18 protein-coding genes are annotated in these 22,373 nt (G+C 36.9%); 13 read left to right on the forward strand and 5 right to left on the reverse strand.

From position 1 onward, the window contains the following. Positions 1 to 101: 101 nt before the first annotated feature. Positions 102 to 683, forward strand: a complete 582-nt coding sequence (locus LBYS11_RS03645) for a phosphatidylglycerophosphatase A family protein (protein WP_054549790.1) — start codon at positions 102 to 104, stop codon at positions 681 to 683. Between the two features lie 59 nt (positions 684 to 742). Here the strand turns inward: LBYS11_RS03645 and LBYS11_RS03650 are convergent, their stop codons facing one another. Genes LBYS11_RS03650 through LBYS11_RS03660 form a run of 3 tightly spaced genes read right to left on the reverse strand, consistent with a single transcriptional unit; the run spans position 743 to position 5,507 of the window. Then, entirely contained in the window at positions 743 to 2,554 is a 1,812-nt protein-coding gene (locus LBYS11_RS03650) for an ABC transporter substrate-binding protein (RefSeq protein ID WP_103117499.1), read from the reverse strand. 12 nt (positions 2,555 to 2,566) lie between these two features. Beyond that, entirely contained in the window at positions 2,567 to 4,063 is a 1,497-nt protein-coding gene (locus LBYS11_RS03655; RefSeq protein WP_103117500.1) for an ABC transporter permease, read from the reverse strand. Positions 4,064 to 4,076: 13 nt separating this feature from the next. Continuing rightward, the gene (locus LBYS11_RS03660; RefSeq protein WP_103117501.1) at positions 4,077 to 5,507 is read right to left on the reverse strand and encodes an ABC transporter permease; all 1,431 of its coding nucleotides are present in this window, start codon (positions 5,505 to 5,507) and stop codon (positions 4,077 to 4,079) included. 121 nt (positions 5,508 to 5,628) lie between these two features. Between LBYS11_RS03660 and LBYS11_RS03665 the strand changes: the two genes are divergently transcribed. Then, entirely contained in the window at positions 5,629 to 7,368 is a 1,740-nt protein-coding gene (locus LBYS11_RS03665) for an ABC transporter ATP-binding protein (protein ID WP_103117502.1), read from the forward strand. 133 nt (positions 7,369 to 7,501) lie between these two features. Next, on the forward strand, positions 7,502 to 8,122 hold the full coding sequence (locus LBYS11_RS03670) for a thermonuclease family protein (RefSeq protein ID WP_048392013.1): 621 nt from the start codon (positions 7,502 to 7,504) through the stop codon (positions 8,120 to 8,122). A gap of 556 nt (positions 8,123 to 8,678) precedes the next feature. Here the strand turns inward: LBYS11_RS03670 and LBYS11_RS03675 are convergent. Beyond that, positions 8,679 to 9,554, reverse strand: coding sequence for a glycine betaine ABC transporter substrate-binding protein (locus LBYS11_RS03675; RefSeq protein ID WP_048392012.1), 876 nt, complete (start codon positions 9,552 to 9,554; stop codon positions 8,679 to 8,681). A 220-nt stretch (positions 9,555 to 9,774) separates the two neighbouring features. Here LBYS11_RS03675 and LBYS11_RS03680 point away from each other — a divergent pair, with 220 nt between their 5' ends. From LBYS11_RS03680 to ssuE, 8 genes are all read left to right on the forward strand, one after another. Continuing rightward, the gene (locus LBYS11_RS03680) at positions 9,775 to 10,347 is read left to right on the forward strand and encodes a manganese efflux pump (RefSeq protein ID WP_048392011.1); all 573 of its coding nucleotides are present in this window, start codon (positions 9,775 to 9,777) and stop codon (positions 10,345 to 10,347) included. A gap of 312 nt (positions 10,348 to 10,659) precedes the next feature. Beyond that, positions 10,660 to 11,187 (forward strand): YceI family protein, encoded by a 528-nt coding sequence (locus tag LBYS11_RS03685; RefSeq protein ID WP_004224534.1) that lies wholly within the window; start codon positions 10,660 to 10,662, stop codon positions 11,185 to 11,187. A gap of 184 nt (positions 11,188 to 11,371) precedes the next feature. Further along, positions 11,372 to 12,313 (forward strand): NAD-dependent epimerase/dehydratase family protein, encoded by a 942-nt coding sequence (locus LBYS11_RS03690; RefSeq protein ID WP_103117503.1) that lies wholly within the window; start codon positions 11,372 to 11,374, stop codon positions 12,311 to 12,313. A 94-nt stretch (positions 12,314 to 12,407) separates the two neighbouring features. Beyond that, positions 12,408 to 13,685, forward strand: coding sequence for an AAA family ATPase (locus LBYS11_RS03695; RefSeq protein ID WP_103117504.1), 1,278 nt, complete (start codon positions 12,408 to 12,410; stop codon positions 13,683 to 13,685). Beyond that, positions 13,682 to 14,257 (forward strand): RloB family protein, encoded by a 576-nt coding sequence (locus LBYS11_RS03700; RefSeq protein WP_048392008.1) that lies wholly within the window; start codon positions 13,682 to 13,684, stop codon positions 14,255 to 14,257. The genes LBYS11_RS03695 and LBYS11_RS03700 overlap by 4 nt, the downstream gene beginning before the upstream one ends. 125 nt (positions 14,258 to 14,382) lie before the next feature. Next, positions 14,383 to 16,464, forward strand: a complete 2,082-nt coding sequence (locus tag LBYS11_RS03705; protein ID WP_048392007.1) for a catalase — start codon at positions 14,383 to 14,385, stop codon at positions 16,462 to 16,464. 202 nt (positions 16,465 to 16,666) lie between these two features. Further along, positions 16,667 to 18,004: a dihydrolipoyl dehydrogenase gene (gene lpdA / locus LBYS11_RS03710; RefSeq protein WP_103117505.1), complete on the forward strand. Its 1,338-nt coding sequence runs from the start codon at positions 16,667 to 16,669 to the stop codon at positions 18,002 to 18,004. A 162-nt stretch (positions 18,005 to 18,166) separates the two neighbouring features. Next, positions 18,167 to 18,700 (forward strand): NADPH-dependent FMN reductase, encoded by a 534-nt coding sequence (gene ssuE / locus LBYS11_RS03715; protein WP_048392005.1) that lies wholly within the window; start codon positions 18,167 to 18,169, stop codon positions 18,698 to 18,700. 46 nt (positions 18,701 to 18,746) lie between these two features. Here the strand turns inward: ssuE and LBYS11_RS23185 are convergent, their stop codons facing one another. Then, the gene (locus tag LBYS11_RS23185) at positions 18,747 to 18,902 is read right to left on the reverse strand and encodes a hypothetical protein (RefSeq protein ID WP_004224556.1); all 156 of its coding nucleotides are present in this window, start codon (positions 18,900 to 18,902) and stop codon (positions 18,747 to 18,749) included. A gap of 210 nt (positions 18,903 to 19,112) precedes the next feature. Between LBYS11_RS23185 and LBYS11_RS03720 the strand changes: the two genes are divergently transcribed. Both LBYS11_RS03720 and LBYS11_RS03725 read left to right on the forward strand, forming a co-directional pair. Further along, positions 19,113 to 20,501 (forward strand): aldehyde dehydrogenase, encoded by a 1,389-nt coding sequence (locus LBYS11_RS03720; protein ID WP_103117506.1) that lies wholly within the window; start codon positions 19,113 to 19,115, stop codon positions 20,499 to 20,501. 318 nt (positions 20,502 to 20,819) lie between these two features. After that, positions 20,820 to 22,286: a UDP-N-acetylmuramoyl-L-alanyl-D-glutamate--2,6-diaminopimelate ligase gene (locus LBYS11_RS03725; RefSeq protein ID WP_054549802.1), complete on the forward strand. Its 1,467-nt coding sequence runs from the start codon at positions 20,820 to 20,822 to the stop codon at positions 22,284 to 22,286. Positions 22,287 to 22,373 lie beyond the last annotated feature (87 nt).

Below are 22,373 nucleotides of genomic sequence, written 5' to 3' on the forward strand. Positions count from 1 at the left end.
TTCTTGTGTTTGTAACAAAATTGTACCATATTACGTAAGTAAAGGTATAATAGGTTGGGCTAGCATTATACTAGCAATAAAAATCGAAATGAGGGTTAATTATGCATAATAAAAGTATTCGTGTGCACTCTGACGAAGTAGCAAAGGCAGCTCAAGCCGCGTTAATTCGTAGAGGTGTAGCGATAGAGGATATCGCGCAAATTGTTTACGAAATGCAAAAAACCTATAATGAAGGTTTAACACTAGAGCATTGTGTTCATTCTGTTGAACGTGTATTACGTAAGCGAGAAGTGCAACATGCTTTATTAGTAGGGATTGAATTAGATGAATTAGCAGAGAAAAAATTATTATCTTCACCACTACAACAAATTATCGAATCAGATGAAGGTCTATTTGGTGTAGACGAAACAATTGCACTAGGATCTGTATTTACATATGGCAGCATTGCCGTTACTACTTTTGGTCACTTAGACAAGCAGAAAATAGGGATTATTAAAAAACTGGATACAGAACCCGGACATCATGTCAACACGTTCTTAGATGATTTGGTTGGTAGTATAGCAGCGTCAGCGGCATCACGTATTGCACATCGTATGCGTGACCTAGAAGAAGAAGGCGAAACATTCGCTGATATCGAACCTGAAGAGCTAGGACCAAAACCAAAATCACATAATGAAATTTAAAATGAGTTTCTTCTATTAAAAATGAGCCTTCTCAAATTTTGAGAAGGCTCTAATTTGTATTACTTTTTATCGTTATATGCTTTTACCAATTCTTTTACTTTTTCGCTATCTGCTTCAAGTTTTAAACCAGTATCAATTAATGGAGAGACTGTGGATACAGCTGGTTTTTTATTGCCTTGATAATAGCTAATGAATTCATCTTGGTTAATAGAGTATAGAATTGCTTTACGTAAATCTGCTGAATCAGAAACCGCACGGCCAGATGTATTCATTTGTAGGTACGACACAGCATTACTATCTGCCGTATTTAATGTTAATTTAGCATCTGATTTGACAATATCCAGTTTCGTTTCTGGTACTGTTTGTAGAACATGAATTTCACCATTACGTAATGCAGATAGGGCACTATCAACATCAGAGATAAAACGGACATTGATTTTAGCAATTTTTGGCTCATATTCGCTACCAGCTCGATAAGCAGGATTTTTCACAAACTGTGCTTCATAATCATTTTTCTTCACTAAAATGTAAGGACCACTTGCATATAACTGGTTATTGAATGTAGCTGAACCTTCCGTTACAGTAGCTTGATCACCATAGGCAATGTCCTTGTCAGGGTTGTAGTTAGCCACATCATACGTATTAATACTCGTTACTTGTTTTTCAGATACGATACCACCAGATTGGTGTGCTAAATAGTTTAATACTTGTGGGAAAGGTGTAGGTGTTGTAATTTTAACAACTTGGTATGCACCTGCTTCATTATTAACAGCACCTTTATCTTTTGCTAATTGCGCTACAGAAGCAGGTAGGTTTTGTGATAATGCTTCTAAAACGGATTGCTCAGAGCCTGCTACTTTTTTATTTTGTAATTCAGTTAAATCTGAAACGATTTCGACTGTTTCAATGTTTTCATGAATGCTGTAAGTACGATGATCTGGTACTGAATTAGCGTCTTTCGCACGGTTTAATGAGAAGACTACATCTTCAGCTGACACTATTTCACCTGTATCAACAGCTGCACCATCTTTCACTGCTGCAAAATTGATATCATCTCGTAAAATGAAGTAATATTCTTGATTCCCTTCAGCCATTACATGGTTGTAAGATAATGAACCATCTGACACAACTTCATCTGTGTCTGTTAAGTTAACAAGACGAACATACATATTCGTGTTTAATGTGTTGATTGAACCATCATTCCCTTTGATTGGGTCTAGTGAAGTAAGAGAATTTATTGTTTGGTGTAAAATTAAAGGTTCTGTTGCATTTTTAGATGTATCATTAAATTCTATTTTTTCCCAAACTTGTGCACGAGATTTTGGTAAAAGTACTGTTTTAGGGTTTACAAGTTCAGAGTAGATACCTTGATACTTATTGGAAATATATAAAGGCGCAATATAAGCTTGATCGAATACTAATAATTGTTCTAAATCTTTATATTTAGCTGCTGCTTCTTCACCAGTCAATGTACTCGCTTCATCAATCAACGCATCTAGTTTTGAATCTGCCACCACACTGTAGTCACCGCCAGTTTTAAATAAACCACGAACAGCATAGTCGGGGTTCCCTGTAACTGTCGTCCAGCTTGAAAGAGCAAGATCATAGTTACCTGCTTCTTTTTGAGCAGAGAAAGAACCGTAATCAGGTTGAATATTTAGCTTTACATCAAAACCATTTTTCACTAATTGGTCACGTACAATGTTCATGTCTTCTTCAGAAGCTGCCATTCCTAATACTTCAATGGCAACCTTGCCATTGCTCTTGTCACTATCTTTTGAATCTTTACTGCCTTCTACGTCAGTTTTTGTTTGTACACAGCCAGCCAAAGCTAGTACTGCAACGAATAAAAATACAAGTAATTTCTTCATAGTTACCTCCGATTAATTTGTTTTTGGATCTAAAGCATCTCGTAAACCATCTCCTAAGAAGTTAAAGGAGAGGACAAGAAGCATAATACAAAGACCTGGGAAAATCGCGACATATGAATGTGTTTCCAGGTACGTACTACCAACTTTTAAAATATTGCCCCATTCAGGAATGTGTGGCTCAATACCTAGCCCTAAAAAACTTAAACTACTTGTGGAAATAACAGCTCCACCAATCGTTAATGTTGCTTTCACAATCATTGGTGCTAAAGAATTGGGGACAATGTGCTTGAAGATAATAGCTGCATCAGATGCACCTAAAGCTCTAGCCGATTCTACAAACTCATAATTAGCAAGCTGCATAACATTTGCCCGCATTGTACGGGCATAGGTTGGAATTGCTCCAACACTAAGTGCAATAATAAGATTCACAGTATTAGCACCAAATGCGGCGATAATAGCAATGGCTAACAATATCCCAGGAATGGCATATAAAATATCGAGACTTCGCATGATGATATTATCAGTGGATTTACCATAATAGCCTGAAAATGCTCCTAATGCGCCACCAATAACTGCGGGGATAATCGTGGAGAAAAATCCGACGATTAATGATATTTGTGCCCCAAACACAATACGAGAGAATAAATCTCGACCATAGTTATCTGTACCTAGTGGGTATTCTAATGTCGGTGTTTGTAGCAATGCTCCATAATTATTTTCAGTAGCGAAATCATAGTCGAAAGTCCAAGAACTTGTAACGGATAACGAGAACATGAAAATAATGAAGAATAAGCCGAATACAGCCATTGTATTGCGTAAAATCTTTTCCCATATTTTTTGCCATTTCTCAATAGAAGATGGATTTACCCTTCGAGCCTTTTGGATAAGGCTATATCCTAGTAAAGTCGCAAATAGATTACCAGTGAAAGTCGCCAATAATAGGACAATACCTGGAATGAGCATCCATTTAGGTGCCTCAGTTGCTGTGACATATTTCGTACATAAAATGGCCATCACGATATAGAGAAGCGAGAGTACTAAGAAAACGCCCATTGCCAGTACAAAGGTATCTGTGACATATGGCTTAAATAAATTCAATGCTGCAATACCTAAAATGAATAGCTGTGTTATAAAGGCATAGGCAGCAAAAGTATATTCAGCAGTCTTTCTTTTTGACACAAGCATAAATGCAAAGGATGTCGAAAAAATATTGCCTGACAGTATCGTTATTAAAAGAGGATAGCCAAACAGTCGAGTATTTTTTTGAATGTCACCATACGTTGCTAAATCCTTTTTAATTCGTAAATTGACGAAGGCAACATATACCGTAGTGATGACATAAATAACAAAAAGAAGCAGAACCACTGGTCGCCAGCTATTGCTGGAAAAATTATAGCTATAGGCTAGAAATAGTAAAGAAAACAGTAAGGAAAAGACAAAAGTAAAATGAGAATTGACATATTCCTGTGTAATCTTCAAGAGTAGTTTGACATGTAAGATGTTTTTCACAGGTGATCCTCCTTTAAGACTTCTTCATTTTCGAGCGAATGCGTGGATCAAAAAAGGCATACATGATATCAATGAATAAATTGACAATCGAAATGGTGATGGCAATATAAACAACGCCCCCAAGAATGGCCGGAATATCAGGGATAAATTGTTTATCGACGATATAGCTACCTATACCACTAATGTTGAATACCTTTTCTGTTACAGATGCGCCTCCCAACATACCTCCAAAAAGAAGTCCAATCACCGTAATAATCGGAATCATAGCATTGCGAATGGCATGTTTTGAAATCACTTTGAATTCATTTAAGCCCTTAGCTTTTGCTGTAATAATGTAATCCTCATGAATCACCTCAAGCATACTTGACCTTGTCATCCTAGCAATAGAAGCCGTAATGGATGTTCCTAAGACGACAATTGGCATGATAAGCGATAGCCAATTATGAGGGTTATAGGTAGCTGGAAACCATTGTAGCTTTAGAGCAAATGTCAAAATAAAAATTAAACCTTGCCAAAAGCTTGGGATGGATAGACCAATTAAAGCAATGAACATAAATGTATAATCCAAATATGAATTTGGACGAACAGCTGAAATAATTCCAACTGGTATGGCAATAGCAATAGCCATTAGCAACGACAATACGGCAATTTCAAGAGTGACAGGAAATTTTGTAGCAATGCTATGTGTGATATCTTCTTTACCTGCAAAGGATGTACCTAAATCAAATGTAAATAGACCAGATAATGCGTTCCATAGCTGTGATAAATAAGGTTGATCCAAACCATGAATGCGATTAAAGTTTTCTATTTGCACAGGTGTTGCTTCAACTCCGAGTAGGTTTCTTGCTGGATCAAAAGGTGATAAATATAAAATGGTAAACACTAATGTAGCCACTCCAACAATCACAATGAAGCTTTGTAAAATACGTTCAATGATAAATTGCAGAAATGGATTCGCAAATAAGATAAGTACTACATAAAATAAAACAGCTGGTAGAAAGGTAAGAGCCACAAAACGTTTGTTAGTTAGTTGCTGATTAAAAAATTGGACATAGGATAGTTGTTGTATGTCCTCTTTTTGTAAATCCTGATCCACTTGCTGTTGAAGCTTCCTTTGAGCTAAGTGCTTGGCTGTGAACTGAATTTGTGACTCCAATACAGCCTCTTTAAAAAATGTAGCTTTTGCTATTTCTTGTTGCTCAAATTCCTTTTGCCACTGGGCAACCAATCCATGCTCTATATAGTACTGACTACGCAATGCAAAAGCCTGATCGTAAGTGTTTGAAAGTTTCCTTTTCCGATAGATAAAGTATGTAAAAGGGTGAACTAAAATACTAAAAAGAAAAAGAAGTAGATGATAAGGCTTTTGATGCATTAGTTTTTGATAAACCGTAGAAAAGAAAATAAATTTCTCTGGTTTTAAATGATTTTTTGAAGTAACCATGCATTTCCTCCAAACGTAAATAAAATATTCAGCATTATATTGTATAATTCCTATCAGTATTGTAAAGTATGGATTATACTTGAAAGTAAGTCAATCACAAATTTTAAAAAGGATGGGTCGAATGAGTGAAAAGCTTTTAGAAATCAATAATCTTCGCGTATCCTTTATCACAGGGGAGACAGAATTTGAAGCCGTTAAGGACGTTAACTTCCATCTAAATAAAGGTGAAACACTAGGAATTGTGGGAGAGTCTGGGAGCGGGAAAAGTGTAACGGCTCGCTCCATTATGCGTTTATTACCATCGCCACCTTCATTTTTGAAATCTGGCTCAATTGTGTTTAAAGGGCAAGAACTCACTGAATTTAGTGAAAAACAAATGGAAGGGATACGTGGACAAGATATTAGTATGATTTTCCAAGATCCGATGACATCCACAAACCCTACTATTCGAATAGGTGATCAAGTGGCTGAAAGTTTAATCAAGCATCAGTCAATGTCAAAAAACGAAGCCTATCAACAAACAATAGAATTATTAAAACTGGTTGGTATTAGAGACGCAGAAGAACGGTATCGACAATACCCTCATGAATTTTCAGGTGGTATGCGTCAACGGGTAATGATTGCTATGGCGCTTGCTTGTAATCCCTCACTGCTTATTGCAGATGAGCCAACAACAGCACTGGACGTTACTATTCAAGCTCAAATCCTAAAATTGATGCGCGATATGCAAAAGAAAATGGGAACGTCTATTATTTTAATTACACACGATTTAGGCGTTGTTGCAGGTATGTGTGATCGCATCATAGTGATGAAAGAAGGAGAAATAGTTGAACAGGGCACAACAGAAGAAATTTTTGCAAATGCCCAGCATCCGTATACCCAGAAATTATTGAATGCCTTACCAAAACTGCATGAGAAAAAGCAGCCAAAAGAGATTGCTACTATTCAGCCAGGTATCGATCGACATAAGCCGTTAATCGAAGTGACCCATCTATCCAAAGAATTTCCATTAGGTCGTGGTCAAACGTTGAAAGCAGTGAATGATTTATCGTTCTATATATATCCTGGTGAAACATTGGGCTTGGTTGGTGAATCTGGTTCAGGTAAATCGACTACAGGTAGGACGATTCTTCAACTTCATCAGCCTACAAATGGAGAGGTTCTGTATCAAGGAATACCTGTAACGAGGCTATCGAAAAAACAGCTAAAGGCAATGCGTCGCCATATGCAAATTATTTTCCAAGACCCCTATTCATCGTTAAATCCTCGCAGAAAAATCTTAGATATTATTGGCGAGGCTCTTGATATTCATGGTCTGGTGAAGACACATGAGGAGAGGCGACAACGGGTAGAGGAATTGCTTGAACTTGTTGGTTTGAAAAAAGAGCATGCCATGCGTTATCCTCATGAATTTTCGGGAGGTCAGCGTCAACGAATTGGTATTGCGAGAGCATTAGCGGTTGAGCCAAACTTTATTGTTTGTGATGAACCCTTATCGGCACTTGATGTTTCCATTCAAAGGCAGATTGTTGATTTATTAAAAGAATTACAACAAAAGCTTGGGCTGACGTATTTATTTATTGCCCATGATTTATCCATGGTGAAGCACATCAGTGATCGTGTAGCCGTGATGTATGGTGGAAAGATTGTAGAACTGGCAGAAAGTGAAGAGCTATACGCTAACCCACAACATCCATATACACGTGCATTACTACGTTCTATTCCTATTCCAGATCCTGCAATTGAGAAGCAGAAATATACTGATGCTGATCATGCAGAAGACGTGAAAATACGTTATGAGGTAGAAAATAGTCAGTTAGTAGAGGTTTTACCAAATCACTGGGTAGCAGTGACAATATGATAGCTTGAATGTAGTAGCTTGATATTTTACAATAGAAACATCGTGAAACTTGTTGTCTTTCTGATGATGAGGTGCACAACTTATACGAATCGTAAGTATAAGCAATGATGATTAGTTGTGAGGGGCCTACTACATGAAAATGCAAGATATAAAAACATTAATAACAAGTGGTACGATTATTTTGGCTGTAGCATTGTACATGATATTTGGCAGATCACCTGCGGAAGATCAAAGTACTAAATCAGTTACAGATCAGCAAGGTACTATTACCATTGAACAAGTGGAAGGAAAAACAGGTAATAAACGCTTTGAGATAGACTATATTAAAGCATATGATGGGGATACGATTCAGGCGACAATTAATGATGAGAAACGAAAAATTCGTCTATTAATGGTGGATACTCCTGAAATGAATTACAATAAAGGTGGCGCTCAGCCATATGCGGAAGAAGCAAAAGAGTATACGATCAATTTATTGGAAAAGGCTAAGAAAATTGAAGCGGTCTATGATGTTGGACCAGAAACAGACAATTATGATCGCCTTCTAGCCTACGTGTTTGTAGATAATGTCTTATTGCAGGAATCTTTATTAAACGAAGGGCTTGCAGTTGTACGTTATATTCATAAACCAAACAATACATTTGAAGATGCATTTAGAGCTATTCAACAAAAAGCTCAGGATGCAAAATTAAATATTTGGTCACATGAGGATTACTTCCAAAAAGATGGTTTTCACCCTGAAGTAGTTCAATAATCTATAAATCCATTACTATACGCTTTTAAGTTTAATTTTAGCTAGGAAGCTGCTTCCAGTATCTTACTGGTAGCAGCTTCCTATTTTAAATTCCCTTTGCAAAAGCTTTTGGCATGAGAGGGTGATTCCCTTTTCTAGGGTCGTCTCTCTGTATATAATGCACTCATGATATTGGTCGTAAAAATCTACTGTAGAGGTTCAGCACACGGTAGCGGAAAGCGATTGCACAAAGGAAAGCAAGATGCCAGCAACGTTTTGTTTTCCTAACAGTGGAAGACGGCTACTGATAAATGAAAAAATCATTTTTATTAATGTTGACAATCAATATGATAATGATTATCATTATCATATAAAGAATATTCCTTGTTCTACAATACAGTGTAGAGAGGATGAACTTTAGCTACTTTTCTCCAGAAGTTTGCTAGTTCATGATTACGCTCCTGAAACCCCCCTCATTTTTGGGAACGTTAAAAATTGTAGACGGCTCATTCTATTATAGAATGAGCCGTCTACAGTCTGAATCTATTTACTAATGAGTAGTAAATGGGTTCTCTTTTTATGCTTGTACATCTTTCGTCCATTCGGCTACTTTATCTTGATTATTGGCAATCCATTTTTTCGCAGCATCTGTGGCACTCATGCCTTCCATTATATCAAACATTACACTTTCTATATCTTCAGCACTCCAGTTGAAACGGTCAAGGACGCTATAGGCTTCAGGGGCATCCTCTTTTAAACCATTGCGCGCAAAAGTGCCAATATATTCTTCGTCTCCATATAAACCTTTGGGGTCATCTAAGTACTTTAAATCATAGGCATTAAAGATCCAGTGTGGTGACCATCCTGTGATGATGATTTCTTCATTATTAGAGATAGCTTGACTGAGGGCTGCGGTCATTGCACCAGCAGACGAGGTCAATACATTCCAACCTTCCAGATTCTTATATTCCTTATAGGCATTTTCTGTCGTAGCCATCATATTAGCTCCTGGTTCAATGCCTGTAATGGTTTGATTAGCTTGGTTTGTTAAATCTTCAATAGAATCGACATCCATATAACTTGGTACAACCAAACCAATCTTAGCACCAGTTAGGTTTTCTCCTAAGTTCTCTATCTTATTGTTGTATTTTTCTACTTGTGGAGCATGTGTTTGTGGCAACCAAGCAGATACCATACCATCGACCTCTCCGTTTGCAAGTGCTTCCCACATGATCCCATTGTCTAAAGGTGTCAGTGTTACCTTATATCCTAAATCTTCTAGTACTTGTCCTACTACATGTGTAGATGCAACCTCAGTATCCCATTCAACATATGCTAAATTGATTTCACCTTTATCAGTATTCTTTGTGTCCTCATTTTCTGAACCACATGCAGTTAACACAATAAGGCATATAAATGCTATTCCTATTTTCAATAACTTGATGAGTTTCATATTACATCTCCTTTCTATTATTTCTTACATAAAAATAAAAATATTAACAAGTAACAACTTAATTTTATAAACAAGTTGTTACTTTTGTCAAATTGATGGTTTAGTCACACCTTGCTAAAAAGATGGAACATAATCAACTAAACTTCGTTGTGCCCATTAATTTTTTTATTGTTGACATACGATAGGTGAAAATGGAGACGGAGATTTGAGGAGGCTTAGTATGCATTGGATTACAATTATTCTAATAGGAATCGCTGCGAATTTAGATAACTTGGGGATTGGTCTAGCCTATGGAGTTAAACAAGTTAAAATTCCAATTTTATCAAATGCTGTGATTGCTGTTATGTCGATGATTGTCACATATGTCGCAGTAACAGCTGGTAGCACAGTTGTTGAGTATATTTCACCGCATACTGCCAATTTACTAGGGAGTTTACTACTGTGTGTGATTGGTATATGGACTTTGATGTCCAATAATTTTTCTAATCAGCGGATAGCAGGAAATCCCGAATTATTTGATGAAGATAAAAATCTAGTAATCTCAACAAGAGAAGCAATGGCACTTGGCTTTGTCTTGTCAGCAAACTGTTTAGCAGGGGGGATTGCAATAGGCGCAAATGGCATCTCAGCCCTTTGGACAGTCATTTCCATCGGCGTATTTTCCTTTATCACAGTTGGAGTAGGAAGTAGATGTGGCTCTTTACTAGCAAAAACGTTTATTGGCAAGCATTCTACAGCAATCTCAGGATGGCTACTTATCATGATTGGTATTTTTGAGGTTTTTGCAAAATAATATATTGCTGTGGCTAAATATCACCAAATATTGGTGATATTCTTTTTATTACATAGAGAGGGATGTACCGATGACTCAACTTTTTTTTATGTTTTAAAAATTTATTTTTAATTACTTGACGTAACTAAATTATTAATATATAGTAGGTTACAGAAAGTAATTACAAAATTTTCATAAGCTAAGATGTAAACAAATAAGTAACTACAAATGTTTATCCTATCCAATTTTGGGTAACATAAAAGATGTAGTTGCTTCATATTTTAAAATATATCTCGAAATCGAGATAAAATCAACCAATTGGAGGAATTTATAATGGCAAAATGGAACATTGATTTAGGACACTCAGCAATTAACTTTCAAGTAAAACACATGATGGTATCAAAAGTTAAGGGTGTATTTGACAGTTACTCAGCTGATATTGAGGCAGCTGATCTTGCAGATTTAACAACTGCTAACATTAGTTTTACAATCGATCCAGCAAGTATTAATACACGTAGCGAAGATCGCGATAATCATTTAAAAGCAGCAGATTTCTTTGATGCCGAAAAATATCCAACGATTACGTTTAAATCTACAAATATTGCTAAAAAAGCAGGCGATGAATATGCAGTAACTGGTGATTTAACAATCAAAGACGTTACAAAATCAGTAACATTTGATACAGAATTTAATGGAAAAGGCACAAATCCATGGGGTCAAGAAGTATACGGCTTTGAAGCTGAAACAACAATTAATCGTGAAGACTTTGGTCTAACTTGGAATGCGGCATTAGAAACTGGTGGAGTCCTTGTTGGGAAAGATATTAAAGTAACGGTTGAATTAGAAATTAATCCAGCTTAAAAATAGATAGCTAGGGCATGTTTGAAGTATTTTCAAACATGCTTTTTATATAGCTCAAAATAGATACTTGTGAATGAAGAAATCTAGTAAAAAGAATTTGAGAAAATTTACAGTAAATAAGTTTCTTGCATATTTTTAGTAATTACTGCATATAAATCATCATATTGTTTTTGGGGGCGATAGGATGAATGTATTAGTGACAGGTGGCTATGGTTTTATTGGCAGTGCAGTAGGTAGGCGCTTTTTTGAAGAAGGTGCAACGGTTTATATTATTGATAATTTAAGTACGGGGCATTTACGGAATGTTGACTTTGAGCATAAATCCTATCTTTTAAATGTTGAGGATGAGGTTTGCGAGCATCTCTTTAAGGAAATAAACTTTGATGTGGTCGTCCATTGCGCAGCGCAAACGAGCGTGCAGCAATCTATCCAGGAGCCAGTAAAGGATATTTTGACAAATATAGTTGGGCTTAGCCAAATGCTTTTTTTATCATCCAAGTATAAGGTACAGCACTTTGTCTTTGCCTCCTCAGCAGCTGTTTACGGGGATAGTCACTATCCTCCATTAGAGGAATCAGATGTCTGTGAACCAATATCTATGTACGGATTAAACAAGAGCATTGGCGAAACCTACTGTGAGAAATGGCAAAAAGATTATCGTTTGCCCGTTCTTATCTATAGATTTGCCAATGTTTTCGGGCCAAGACAGCAAATGCAAGGTGAAGCAGCTGTGATTCCAAGTATGTTAAAAAGCAGTATGGGAGGTAAACCATTTACAATTTATGGTGATGGTGAACAAACACGTGATTTTATTTATGTAGACGATATTGCTGATGCTATTTACGCAGGTGTATCTGCACGTTTACAAGGCACGTATAATGTATCCACTAATGAGGCTTGGTCAATTCACCAGGTCATCTTACTGCTCCAACACTTAAACCATCCACTTGAAATTCAATATGCCCCAGCACGAGAAGGAGATATTGAGCATTCATTTTTAAATAATGATAAATTAGCCAATGCAATTGGTTGGAAGCCTAAAATATCTTTTGCAGAAGGCATTGAACGTACATTGCATGCGCTACAAAATGAATCATTACCAGAAATTCAACAAAAAAGTGGATAAAGTAAAAAGACATATTACATTGAGTAATATGTCTTTTTCTATGTCTATAGTATAATAATTCATTAAAGAAATGGTTGTGGACGGAGGCTTACATATGCTTGTAGATTTTAGAGTAAAGAATTGTTTAAGTTATAAAGATGATACGTTGTTTTCAATGGTAGCTGGAAGTCGCCTACGAAAATGGAAGGATACCCATACAATTCAGTTTGATACACTTCGTCTTGTAAAAAGCGCATTTATTTTTGGTCCAAATGGAAGCGGAAAATCTAATCTGTTTACGGCTATTAAAGTATTACGTTCCTTGCTTTTTAATTTTGAAAACTTAAATAATGTAAAGCAGTTACGTCTACCCTATCAACCGTTTAAGTTAGGAAGTCAGCAAGACAAACCAACAGAGTTTATGATATCGCTTTTTTTGGACGGAGCTTTATATGATTATGAAATACAGTATAATGCTTCTCAAGTTCTTTATGAACGTCTTGTGAAAACGAACAAGTCACTGAAGGAAGAACTATTTGTTAGACAATGGGATGGTACAGAATATTCTTATGAGACATTTCAAACAGCTTCACAGGAATTGACAAAATATACTCGTAATAATACAGCCTTTCTATCCGTATTACATGTTTTTAATGATCCAGACGCTTTAAAGATTTTCGATTGGTTTTTACATAAAATTCTTTTTCTAGATGAAGCAAATCGGTTATCAAGTCATCCTCTTATTCGTAAACTTGAAGAGGAGCCCTTTAAAAAGGAAGTGATCAAACTGCTAAAAATTGCAGACCTCTCCATTCAAGATGTCACGGCTAGACGTGTGGAACGCAGAGAGAAAAATACAATTGGCTATGAGTTTGATTCGCCTGAGGTGATACAAGAAGTAGATATTGATCTACATTATTTATCATTTGATGAAGCAGGTGCACCGATAGGGACAAAAACAATTAATTGGACAATGGATTCTAAGGGCACAGTGCGAATGCTATATTTAGCCTGTGTGATGGTGGATGCTTATAATAAAGGAAAAACCATTTTTATAGACGAATTCGACACAGCCTTCCATGTATCGATTTGTGAGTTTTTAATGGCTATTATGAATAGCAAACGCAATAGCAGTAATCAATTTGTCGTGACAAGTCATGAAATAGAATTACTTGATCAGCCACTACGCGCCGATCAAATTTGGTTTGTTAATAAAAGCTTTAAAAATGAATCGGAACTATACTCCTTATTTGATTTTGCAGATTTACAAAGGAAACGTGGAGATCTTTCTTATGCGAAACGCTATATGAAAGGGGAATTTGGTGCAACGCCTGTCATTAATGAGTATTTATCTGAACAATACTTAGAAGAAGCGGAGGTATCTGAGCAGTGAGAGTACGTCAACAAGGGAGCCGAACACTGCGTAAAACTATTTTAATTTATTGTGAAGGTGAAACAGAACGCATCTATTTTGAACAAATGCGTATTTTAAAGCGCTCTAAGATGGTTAGCGTCAAAATAAAAAACGTTAAACGTTCAGCGATTAAGCTTGCCCAACATGCTTATCGAGATTCCAGCTACCAATACTTTGATGAAGTTTGGATTGTTTTTGATAAGGATGATCTAACCGAAAAGCAACTAGAGGAAGTAAATCAATTTTGTGAGGAAAAAAATATTCATATTGCCTATACAAATGAAGCATTTGAATTGTGGTTACTCTTGCATTTTGAGGAAGTTGATAGTACAGAAAAGTACCCTCGTGCTGTCCTTAATGACAAAATGGAACAGCACCTTGGTGTGAGTCGTTATTTCCGGCATAAGGCTGATGAATCCCTCATAGCCCCCATTGCATTACGACATGAGTTAGCGATTAAAAATTGCACAGATATGATGGCACTTCGAGAGACAGAGAGCCGTGACAACCCATACTGTAACATACATGAAATGATACGATACATATTTTAAGATTGAGCAGGTTTTCTATTAACAAATAGAAGCCTGTTTTTTATCTTACATAATGCTTTGTCGGAATGAAGGCATGTTTCTTTTTCCGAAACATATAGTGTATATGGAGCGAAATTAGTACATGTATGAAAGGGGATTGTGTGGATAACTCAAAGTCGAATCAATCCAAAAATGGAGAAGGAAACCCAAAGGATCATCAATTAGAGCCGTTTCGTGTCGAAAATGAGGGTACGAAAATGACAACGAATCAGGGACTAAGGGTGTCCAATGATGAGGATTCGTTAAAGGCAGGTGTTCGTGGTCCGACAATTATGGAGGATTTTCATCTTAGAGAAAAAATTACCCATTTTGATCATGAACGCATTCCAGAGCGTGTTGTACATGCCAGAGGTTTTGCAGCACATGGCGAGTTTGAATTATATGAATCCATGTCGGAATATACGAAGGCAAAATTTTTGCAGGATCCGAAAAAGAAGACACCTGTGTTTGTCAGATTTTCGACAGTGGTAGGGAGCTTAGGTTCAATGGACACAGCTCGTGATGTACGTGGGTTTGCAACAAAATTTTATACGGATGAGGGGAATTATGATTTAGTTGGTAATAACATCCCTGTATTTTTTATTCAGGATGCCATTAAGTTTCCCGATTTAATTCATGCCGTAAAGCCTGAGCCTCATAATGAAATGCCACAAGCAGCCTCTGCACACGATACTTTTTGGGATTTTGTAGCCAGTAATCAGGAAATTGCACATATGGTAATGTGGGTAATGTCTGACCGTGCCATTCCGCGAAGCTTTCGTATGATGGAAGGTTTCGGTGTGCATACATTCCGTTTCGTCAATGACAAGGGAAGATCAAGATTTGTGAAATTCCACTGGAAGCCTGTGCTTGGAGTGCATTCTCTTGTTTGGGATGAAGCACAAATAATTGCAGGGAAGGATCCAGATTTTCAACGGAGAGATTTATGGGAAGCCATCGAAATTGGAGATTATCCAGAGTTTGAGTTAGGCATACAGATACTAGAACCTGAAGATGAATTTAAATTTGATTTTGATATTTTAGATGCGACAAAGCTTTGGCCAGAGGAATTAGTACCTGTGAAGAAAATTGGAAAGATGACCTTAAATCGCAATGTGGATAATGTCTTTGCTGAAACAGAGCAAGTTGCCTTTCATCCAGGTAATGTTGTACCTGGCATAGATTTTACGAATGATCCTCTACTACAAGGTCGATTGTTTTCCTATTTAGATACACAATTGATTCGATTAGGTGGACCAAATTTTGCAGAAATCCCTATTAATCGCCCGATTTGCCCAGTGCATAACAATCAACGTAATGGCTTTAGTCGACAGACCATTAATTTAGGCAGGGTAAGCTATCATAAAAATTCATTAGCAAATAATACACCAGCTACCTCTACTGCAAGAGAAGGTGGATATGTTCATTATGAAGAAAAGGTTGAAGGAAGAATCACGAGAGCGCGTAGTAAATCCTTTGACGATCACTTTTCACAAGCAAGGCTATTTTGGAACAGCATGTCTCCACCTGAAAAACAACACATTATCGATGCCTTTAGCTTTGAAGTAGGAAAAGTGAAAAGTAAATCTGTTCGACAGCAAGTAGTGGATATGTTTGTTCATGTGGATAAAGTAATGGCTACCACAGTGGCAGACAACGTTGGTGTTAATCGACCTAATGGCGAGCAGTCTAAAGTAACGGCCTCTTCACCTGCACTGAGTCAAGCCAATACCGTTAAATTACCTTATACGTTGAAAGTAGGCGTCTTAATTGGTGATGGCTTTGATGCAAATGAAGTAGGGGAAGTATTGAAATATTTAACAAGACAAGGTGTGCGCTATAGCATAATCTCTGATCGACTAGGTGTGGTAATAGGGAATAATGGTGTGCAATTAACGGCTACTGACACATTTATTACAACCGATGCTGTATTATTTGACTCATTATATGTTGTTGGAGTAAAGGCAAGTAATCAGGCGAAATTCAATACTTATATCGTCAATTATATAAATGAAGCATATCGTCACTTTAAGCCTATAGGATTTGCTGCAACTGGCACAACCTTCTTCAATATGTCGAATGCCAATGTAGGGCCAGGAATCGTTTTAGCTACAGGTAATAAAGATTTTCCGAAAAAGTTTGTAGCTGCCATTGCCCAGCAACGATTTTGGCAACGAAATATTTATTAAAAAGATCAATGAGCGTCGAATACTCATGAAAGAGAAGCAAATACCCGCGGAGAGAAAGCCTTATACCTGCGAAAGAGAAACGAATGCTCATAAACGTATATAAATAAGTCAAAAGGCCTTTCATTGTAATGAAAGGCTTTTACTATGTCTGTCATTGCATTCAAAATTTGCAAATGATATGGTGGTACATGAGGTGAAAATTATGGAAAATTTTGATATTGCTATTATTGGGGCGGGACCAGGTGGCTATGTGGCTGCCATACATGCAGCCAAGAATGGCAAAAAAGTAGCACTCATCGAACGAGATAAATTGGGAGGAGCCTGCTATAATGTTGGCTGCATTCCATCAAAGATTTTATTGGAGCATAGTAAACTTGTGCAGGAAATAAAAAGAGGGAATAGCTGGGGAATAGAAGTGCCTAAAGTGGAAATTAATTTTCCTCGACTAATGCAACGGAAAGATACAATTATTCATGAACTACTAACAAACATTGAGCAATATATTATCGATAATCATATAACTTTATATCGTGGTGAAGCTTCAATCGTAAAGGACTTAACGATAACTATCGGGAATGAGACGATAATGGCATCAGATATAATTTTAGCGACAGGTAGTAAACCCTTTGTTCCACGATTCGAAGGGTTAGAGACATCCACCTACTATACGACGGACACATTTTTTGAGATAGACAAGCTTCCAGCCCAGCTAACAATCATTGGCGGGGGCGTAATTGCCATTGAAATGGCGTTTAGTTTAGCACCACTTGGTACAAAGGTAACAGTGCTTAATCATAGCGAGGATATTTTACAAACGGAAGAGGCGGAAGCAAGACCGCTGATTCGAGAAAAGATGAAGAAATTTGGTATTGAACTTGTGACAGATTTTCATTTTGAAAAATTTGAAGGTAATATCATTCATACATCTAAAGGATCTTATACATATGAAAACCTTTTATTTGCTACTGGACGTCGTCCCAATATAGAAATTGCTGAGCAACTAGGATTAGCTTTTGATGGTCGATTAATCGCTGTTAATGAGCATTTTGAAACAAGCCTGCCGAATATTTATGCGATAGGTGACTTAGTGGGTGGTTATCAACTTGCACATTCTGCCAGTGCTGAAGGAATTTACGTTGTCGATTATATTGTAGGAAATCAACCAATACCAATTGATCAAACAAGCATTCCACGTTGTGTTTATACAAACCCTGAAATTGCTACATTTGGTTTACTAGAAGAGCAAGTCAAGGCACCGTACATTGTAACGAAAATGCCACTACAAACAAACCCAAAGGCATTAATGGAGGGGAATACTGAAGGCTTTGTCAAGCTAATTTCATCTAAGGATAATGGGCAAATTTTAGGGGCTTGTGTAGTAGCTGATGGTGCAACAGAAATACTTAATGCACTATTAGCAACAAAAAATGCTGGTGGTACAGCTCGAACACTTGCACATATGATTTTTCCACATCCTACTGTATCGGAGCATATTGGAGATGTGGCTAAAGCTGTGTTTGGGAAAGCAATACACCAATAAAAAGCTGTTGACATTCTAGAAATTTATGTTAAATTAATTTTATAAGAATACTAGGAATTTAAGTTAACTAGACATCTAGAGGCTTCTATTTTACAAAACGGTGTTTCATCGATTTGTAGAATAGGGGCCTTTTTTATAACATTGCTAAAAGGAGTGGGCAAGATGACAAAAGCAGTCATTATTAATGGAAGTAATTCGAAAAATTCTAGAGTTACCGCCATTCATGAAAAGGTGGAGAATCATTTTATTGCACAAGGAGTAGAGGTTCACTCAAATTATATACATGAGCTCCCAGCTACAGATTTATTAACAGCGAATTTTTCTAGTAAGCAAATACAGTCTGAAAATGAGCATGTTAAGGAAGCAGATTTTATTGTCATCCTTACACCAATTTATAAAGCATCCTATACAGGTATTTTGAAGACTTACTTGGATCTACTACCGCAAAAAGCCTTGCTCGATAAGGCTATACTCCCCATTGCTGTAGGAGGTTCGATTAGTCATTTGTTGGCATTGGAATATGCATTAAAGCCAGTATTAGCTGTACTAGGAGCCACTTCCATTACCAATTCTGTTTACATTGTAGATAAACAAATTATACGTTTGGAAGAGGGCGGCTTTGCGATAGAAGAAGAGGCTATCAGTAGACTTGAAGCACAATTAAATCAGTTGCAGCAAGCATTCATTGTTAATTAGAATAAATAAAAACGCATTATAGGGGCATCCTATAATGCGTTATTTTTTAATTTCCTTCTGGATTTTCTTCATTCTCCACAGGTATTGTAGAGAGATATAAGAAAGCCTCATCTTGCAATAGCAATATTTTTTCTTCACAAATTCCATGCGATAATGGTCCAGAAAAAATGGACTCCCACCATGTTCCTGTTGTTGTTGTCATTCATCTACGCCCCCGTTTCGGTTTTAATATGTAGTTGTATATTTCCCGAGATGAAAAAACTAAAACATTTCATTTCACATATTGCTATTTCACCCCCTCGATGTAGAAAGAGGATTTTTGCCTCTCGATGTTGTATCGTATAGACAAAGATAGTTTGTTTCAAAATGAAAAAACTATGTATGCCATTTTAAAAAAAGGGGTGCTTTATTGATGAATTTTACGTCAAAAGATGTGGAAAATATGATTACAGAGCAACGTCAATTTTATTTTTCACGTGCTACAAAAAGTGTGAAATTTAGAAAAGAGCAATTAAAGAAATTAAAAACTTCAATTTTGAAATATGAGAAGGAAATATTAAATGCGCTTTACTTAGACCTTCGTAAAAGTGAATTTGAAGCGTATGCAACAGAAATTGGCATTGTATTAGATAGTATTTCATATATGGTAAAACATGTAGAAGAATGGATGGAACCAGAAGCAGTCAAAACACCAATACAATATCAAATGGGCAAGAGCTTTATTGTTCGTGAGCCCTATGGCGTAACGTTAATTATTGGGCCATTTAATTATCCATTCCAACTTGTAATGGAGCCACTGATTGGCGCCATAGTTGGAGGAAACACAGCAATCGTCAAACCATCAGAAACCTCTGTACACACAGCAGTCATTGTGAAAAAAATCATTGAGGAAACATTCCCGTCTTCATATGTACGTGTCGTGGAAGGCGAAAAGGAAGAGGTTACGGCTCTTATTCATGCTTCCTTCGATTATATCTTTTTTACAGGTAGTGTAGCCGTTGGTAAAGTAGTAGCAAAAGCTGCTGCAGAACGTTTGACACCAGTTGCGTTAGAGCTTGGTGGCAAAAGTCCAGCAATTGTCGATCAAACAGCAAATCTAGAGGTAGCAGCAAAGCGGATTGTGTGGGGTAAATTTACTAATACTGGACAGACATGTGTGGCCCCTGATTATCTGCTTGTACACAAAGACGTTTATGACCGTTTTATGAAAATATTAAAAGAAACAATCCGTTCGTTTTATGGTAAAAATCCTTTAAAAAGCCCTGATTATGGACGTATCGTTAATTTAAAACAATTTGATCGTTTACAGCAAATAATTGTGGACGAACGTGATGCCATTACATATGGTGGACGAATAGATCGGGATGATTTATATATTGAACCTACAATAGTTGAATATGTAAAATGGACAAGTCCATCCATGCAGGAAGAACTATTTGGTCCTATCTTACCTGTTATGATGTATAATGATTTGCCACTTGCCATTCATCAAATCCGGCAATTACCAAAGCCCTTAGCGGCATACTTCTTCTCAGAACATGAAAAAGCCATGCAATACTTTTTAGAAGAATTACCATTTGGTGGGGGATGTATTAACGACACCATCACACATGTTGGAAATTTACATTTACCATTTGGTGGTGTAGGTCCATCAGGTGTGAAAGCATACCATGGCAAAGCGAGCTTTGAAAACTTTACTCACCCGAAATCTATCTTGAAGAAATCTTCCAAGCTGGAGACAAATGTGTTGTTCCCGCCATATAAACAGAAAGTGAAAATTGTGCGCTCAATTATGAAATAGTTTAACAATGGAGGTATCTTCTTGATGCCTCCATTATAACTATAAGCTTACCATGCATAGACAAGTGTTCTCTAAATAACCTTTTCTCGTTATGTCGAAAAATGCCGATTGGTGATTATAAATGAAAATTTGAAGAAAACATGATTTTTTCCTCAAATGAAAGCGGTTTCGTTGAAAAAACACTAGAGAGGCATTTTATTTATCATGAAATAAGTAGTAAAATAAGTTCAATAGAACGTGGGGGATTTCATATTGTCGTTTTTTGTCGATTATTAAGAATGATGACATGAGTGTAGAGATTGATTGGAGGATTATGAAATGTATGCAGAGGAATTGTTAAGCGCATTACCTTTGAAAAAAATAATTGGCGTGCTGCCAGATCAGGTTAGCGATATCGTAGTAGATTCAAGAAGTGTGCAACCAAATAGCATGTTTGTTTGTATCAAAGGGTATACAGTAGATGGGCATGATTATGCGCAAAAGGCTGTAGATGGTGGCGCAACAATTGTTGTGACGGAGCGAGAATTACCGTTAGGAGAGACAATCGCACAAGTGATTGTGAAAGATACAGATCGTGCAGTAGGTTTACTAGCTGCAAAGTTCTTTGATTATCCTTCAAAGGACATAACGATGATTGGTGTAACGGGAACGAATGGTAAAACATCCGTAACAGGAATTATTCAAAATATAATGCATGGTATGGGCGAGAAATCGGCTTTATCAGGCACAATTGGCTTTAATTTAAATGGAATTTTATATGAATCAGCTAATACAACGAGTGATGCGTTATCGACACAACAAATGATTTTCCGTGCAAAAATGGAAGGCTGTCGATTAATGACAATGGAAGTTTCATCACACGGGTTAGCACTTGGACGTTTAGCAGGTGTTGATTATGATATCGCTATTTTTACGAATCTAACGCACGATCATCTTGATTTCCATGGTACGATGGAGGAATATGGCCATGCAAAAGGCTTATTATTTTCCCAACTTGGACAAGATTTAGAAAAAAATAAATTTGTTGTGTTGAATGCAGACGATGCTTGGTCAGAGAGATATGCTGCAATGACACCATTTCCAGTGTGGACATATGGTTTAAAAAATGAAAATGCTGATTTCCGCGCCATTAACTGTGAATATCACGACTATATGACATCATTTGACGTGGAAATGCCTGAAGGAATTTATCGTGTAAAAATGAATTTGCTTGGGGAATTTAATATTTATAATGTATTGGCAGCCATGATTGCGTTTTATGGTAGGGGCTATTCAATGGAGTCCATTATTGAACAAATCGAGCAACTACCGCCAGTCAAGGGTCGTATGGAGAAAGTATGTTCAGATCTACCTGTGCAAATTTTTATTGATTATGCCCATACTCCAGATGCAATTGAAAAGGCAATTCAAGCAGCGCAACCTTATAAAAAGGGCAAGTTGATTTTCTTAGTTGGAACAGGTGGCAATCGTGATAAATCAAAGCGTCCTGCCATGGCTGAAAAAGCGTCTGCTGCGGAATATGTTATTTTAACGACAGATGATCCACGCTATGAAGACTTCGATAGTATTACAGGCGATCTTGCTAAAGGTATGCTTCATGATAATTATGCTTGTATTGGAGATCGTGCAGAGGCAGTGCGCCATGCGATTGAAATTGCTGAACCGGGTGACATGATTATTTTTGCTGGTAAAGGCCATGAGGATTATCAAATTATCGAAAATACAAAATTTCCACATAGTGATGCAGAAATTGCGATAGAAGCAGGCCGATTAAAATTCGTGTGATGAAAGCTAAATTCTTAGGAAACCCTTTTAGTTGTAACTAAAGGGTTTTCTTTTTTGAGATTTCATGTAAAAAGGTTGTACGAAAGG

Origin of the sequence: Lysinibacillus sp. YS11 (genome assembly GCF_002896375.1) — a bacterium.
Lineage (GTDB): Bacteria > Bacillota > Bacilli > Bacillales_A > Planococcaceae > Lysinibacillus > Lysinibacillus capsici.

Excerpts from the sequence above, each read along its gene's own strand:
- LBYS11_RS03695 (WP_103117504.1), top strand. The coding sequence starts at position 12,408 with ATGCTTGTAGATTTTAGAGTAAAGAATTGTTTAAGTTATAAAGATGAT.
- LBYS11_RS03650 (WP_103117499.1), bottom strand. The coding sequence starts at position 2,554 with ATGAAGAAATTACTTGTATTTTTATTCGTTGCAGTACTAGCTTTGGCT.
- LBYS11_RS03670 (WP_048392013.1), top strand. The coding sequence starts at position 7,502 with ATGAAAATGCAAGATATAAAAACATTAATAACAAGTGGTACGATTATT.
- LBYS11_RS03705 (WP_048392007.1), top strand. The coding sequence starts at position 14,383 with ATGAAAGGGGATTGTGTGGATAACTCAAAGTCGAATCAATCCAAAAAT.
- LBYS11_RS03645 (WP_054549790.1), top strand. The coding sequence starts at position 102 with ATGCATAATAAAAGTATTCGTGTGCACTCTGACGAAGTAGCAAAGGCA.
- LBYS11_RS03665 (WP_103117502.1), top strand. The coding sequence starts at position 5,629 with ATGAGTGAAAAGCTTTTAGAAATCAATAATCTTCGCGTATCCTTTATC.
- LBYS11_RS23185 (WP_004224556.1), bottom strand. The coding sequence starts at position 18,902 with ATGACAACAACAACAGGAACATGGTGGGAGTCCATTTTTTCTGGACCA.
- LBYS11_RS03720 (WP_103117506.1), top strand. The coding sequence starts at position 19,113 with ATGAATTTTACGTCAAAAGATGTGGAAAATATGATTACAGAGCAACGT.
- ssuE (WP_048392005.1), top strand. The coding sequence starts at position 18,167 with ATGACAAAAGCAGTCATTATTAATGGAAGTAATTCGAAAAATTCTAGA.
- LBYS11_RS03685 (WP_004224534.1), top strand. The coding sequence starts at position 10,660 with ATGGCAAAATGGAACATTGATTTAGGACACTCAGCAATTAACTTTCAA.
- LBYS11_RS03690 (WP_103117503.1), top strand. The coding sequence starts at position 11,372 with ATGAATGTATTAGTGACAGGTGGCTATGGTTTTATTGGCAGTGCAGTA.
- LBYS11_RS03680 (WP_048392011.1), top strand. The coding sequence starts at position 9,775 with ATGCATTGGATTACAATTATTCTAATAGGAATCGCTGCGAATTTAGAT.
- LBYS11_RS03660 (WP_103117501.1), bottom strand. The coding sequence starts at position 5,507 with ATGGTTACTTCAAAAAATCATTTAAAACCAGAGAAATTTATTTTCTTT.
- LBYS11_RS03725 (WP_054549802.1), top strand. The coding sequence starts at position 20,820 with ATGTATGCAGAGGAATTGTTAAGCGCATTACCTTTGAAAAAAATAATT.
- lpdA (WP_103117505.1), top strand. The coding sequence starts at position 16,667 with ATGGAAAATTTTGATATTGCTATTATTGGGGCGGGACCAGGTGGCTAT.
- LBYS11_RS03675 (WP_048392012.1), bottom strand. The coding sequence starts at position 9,554 with ATGAAACTCATCAAGTTATTGAAAATAGGAATAGCATTTATATGCCTT.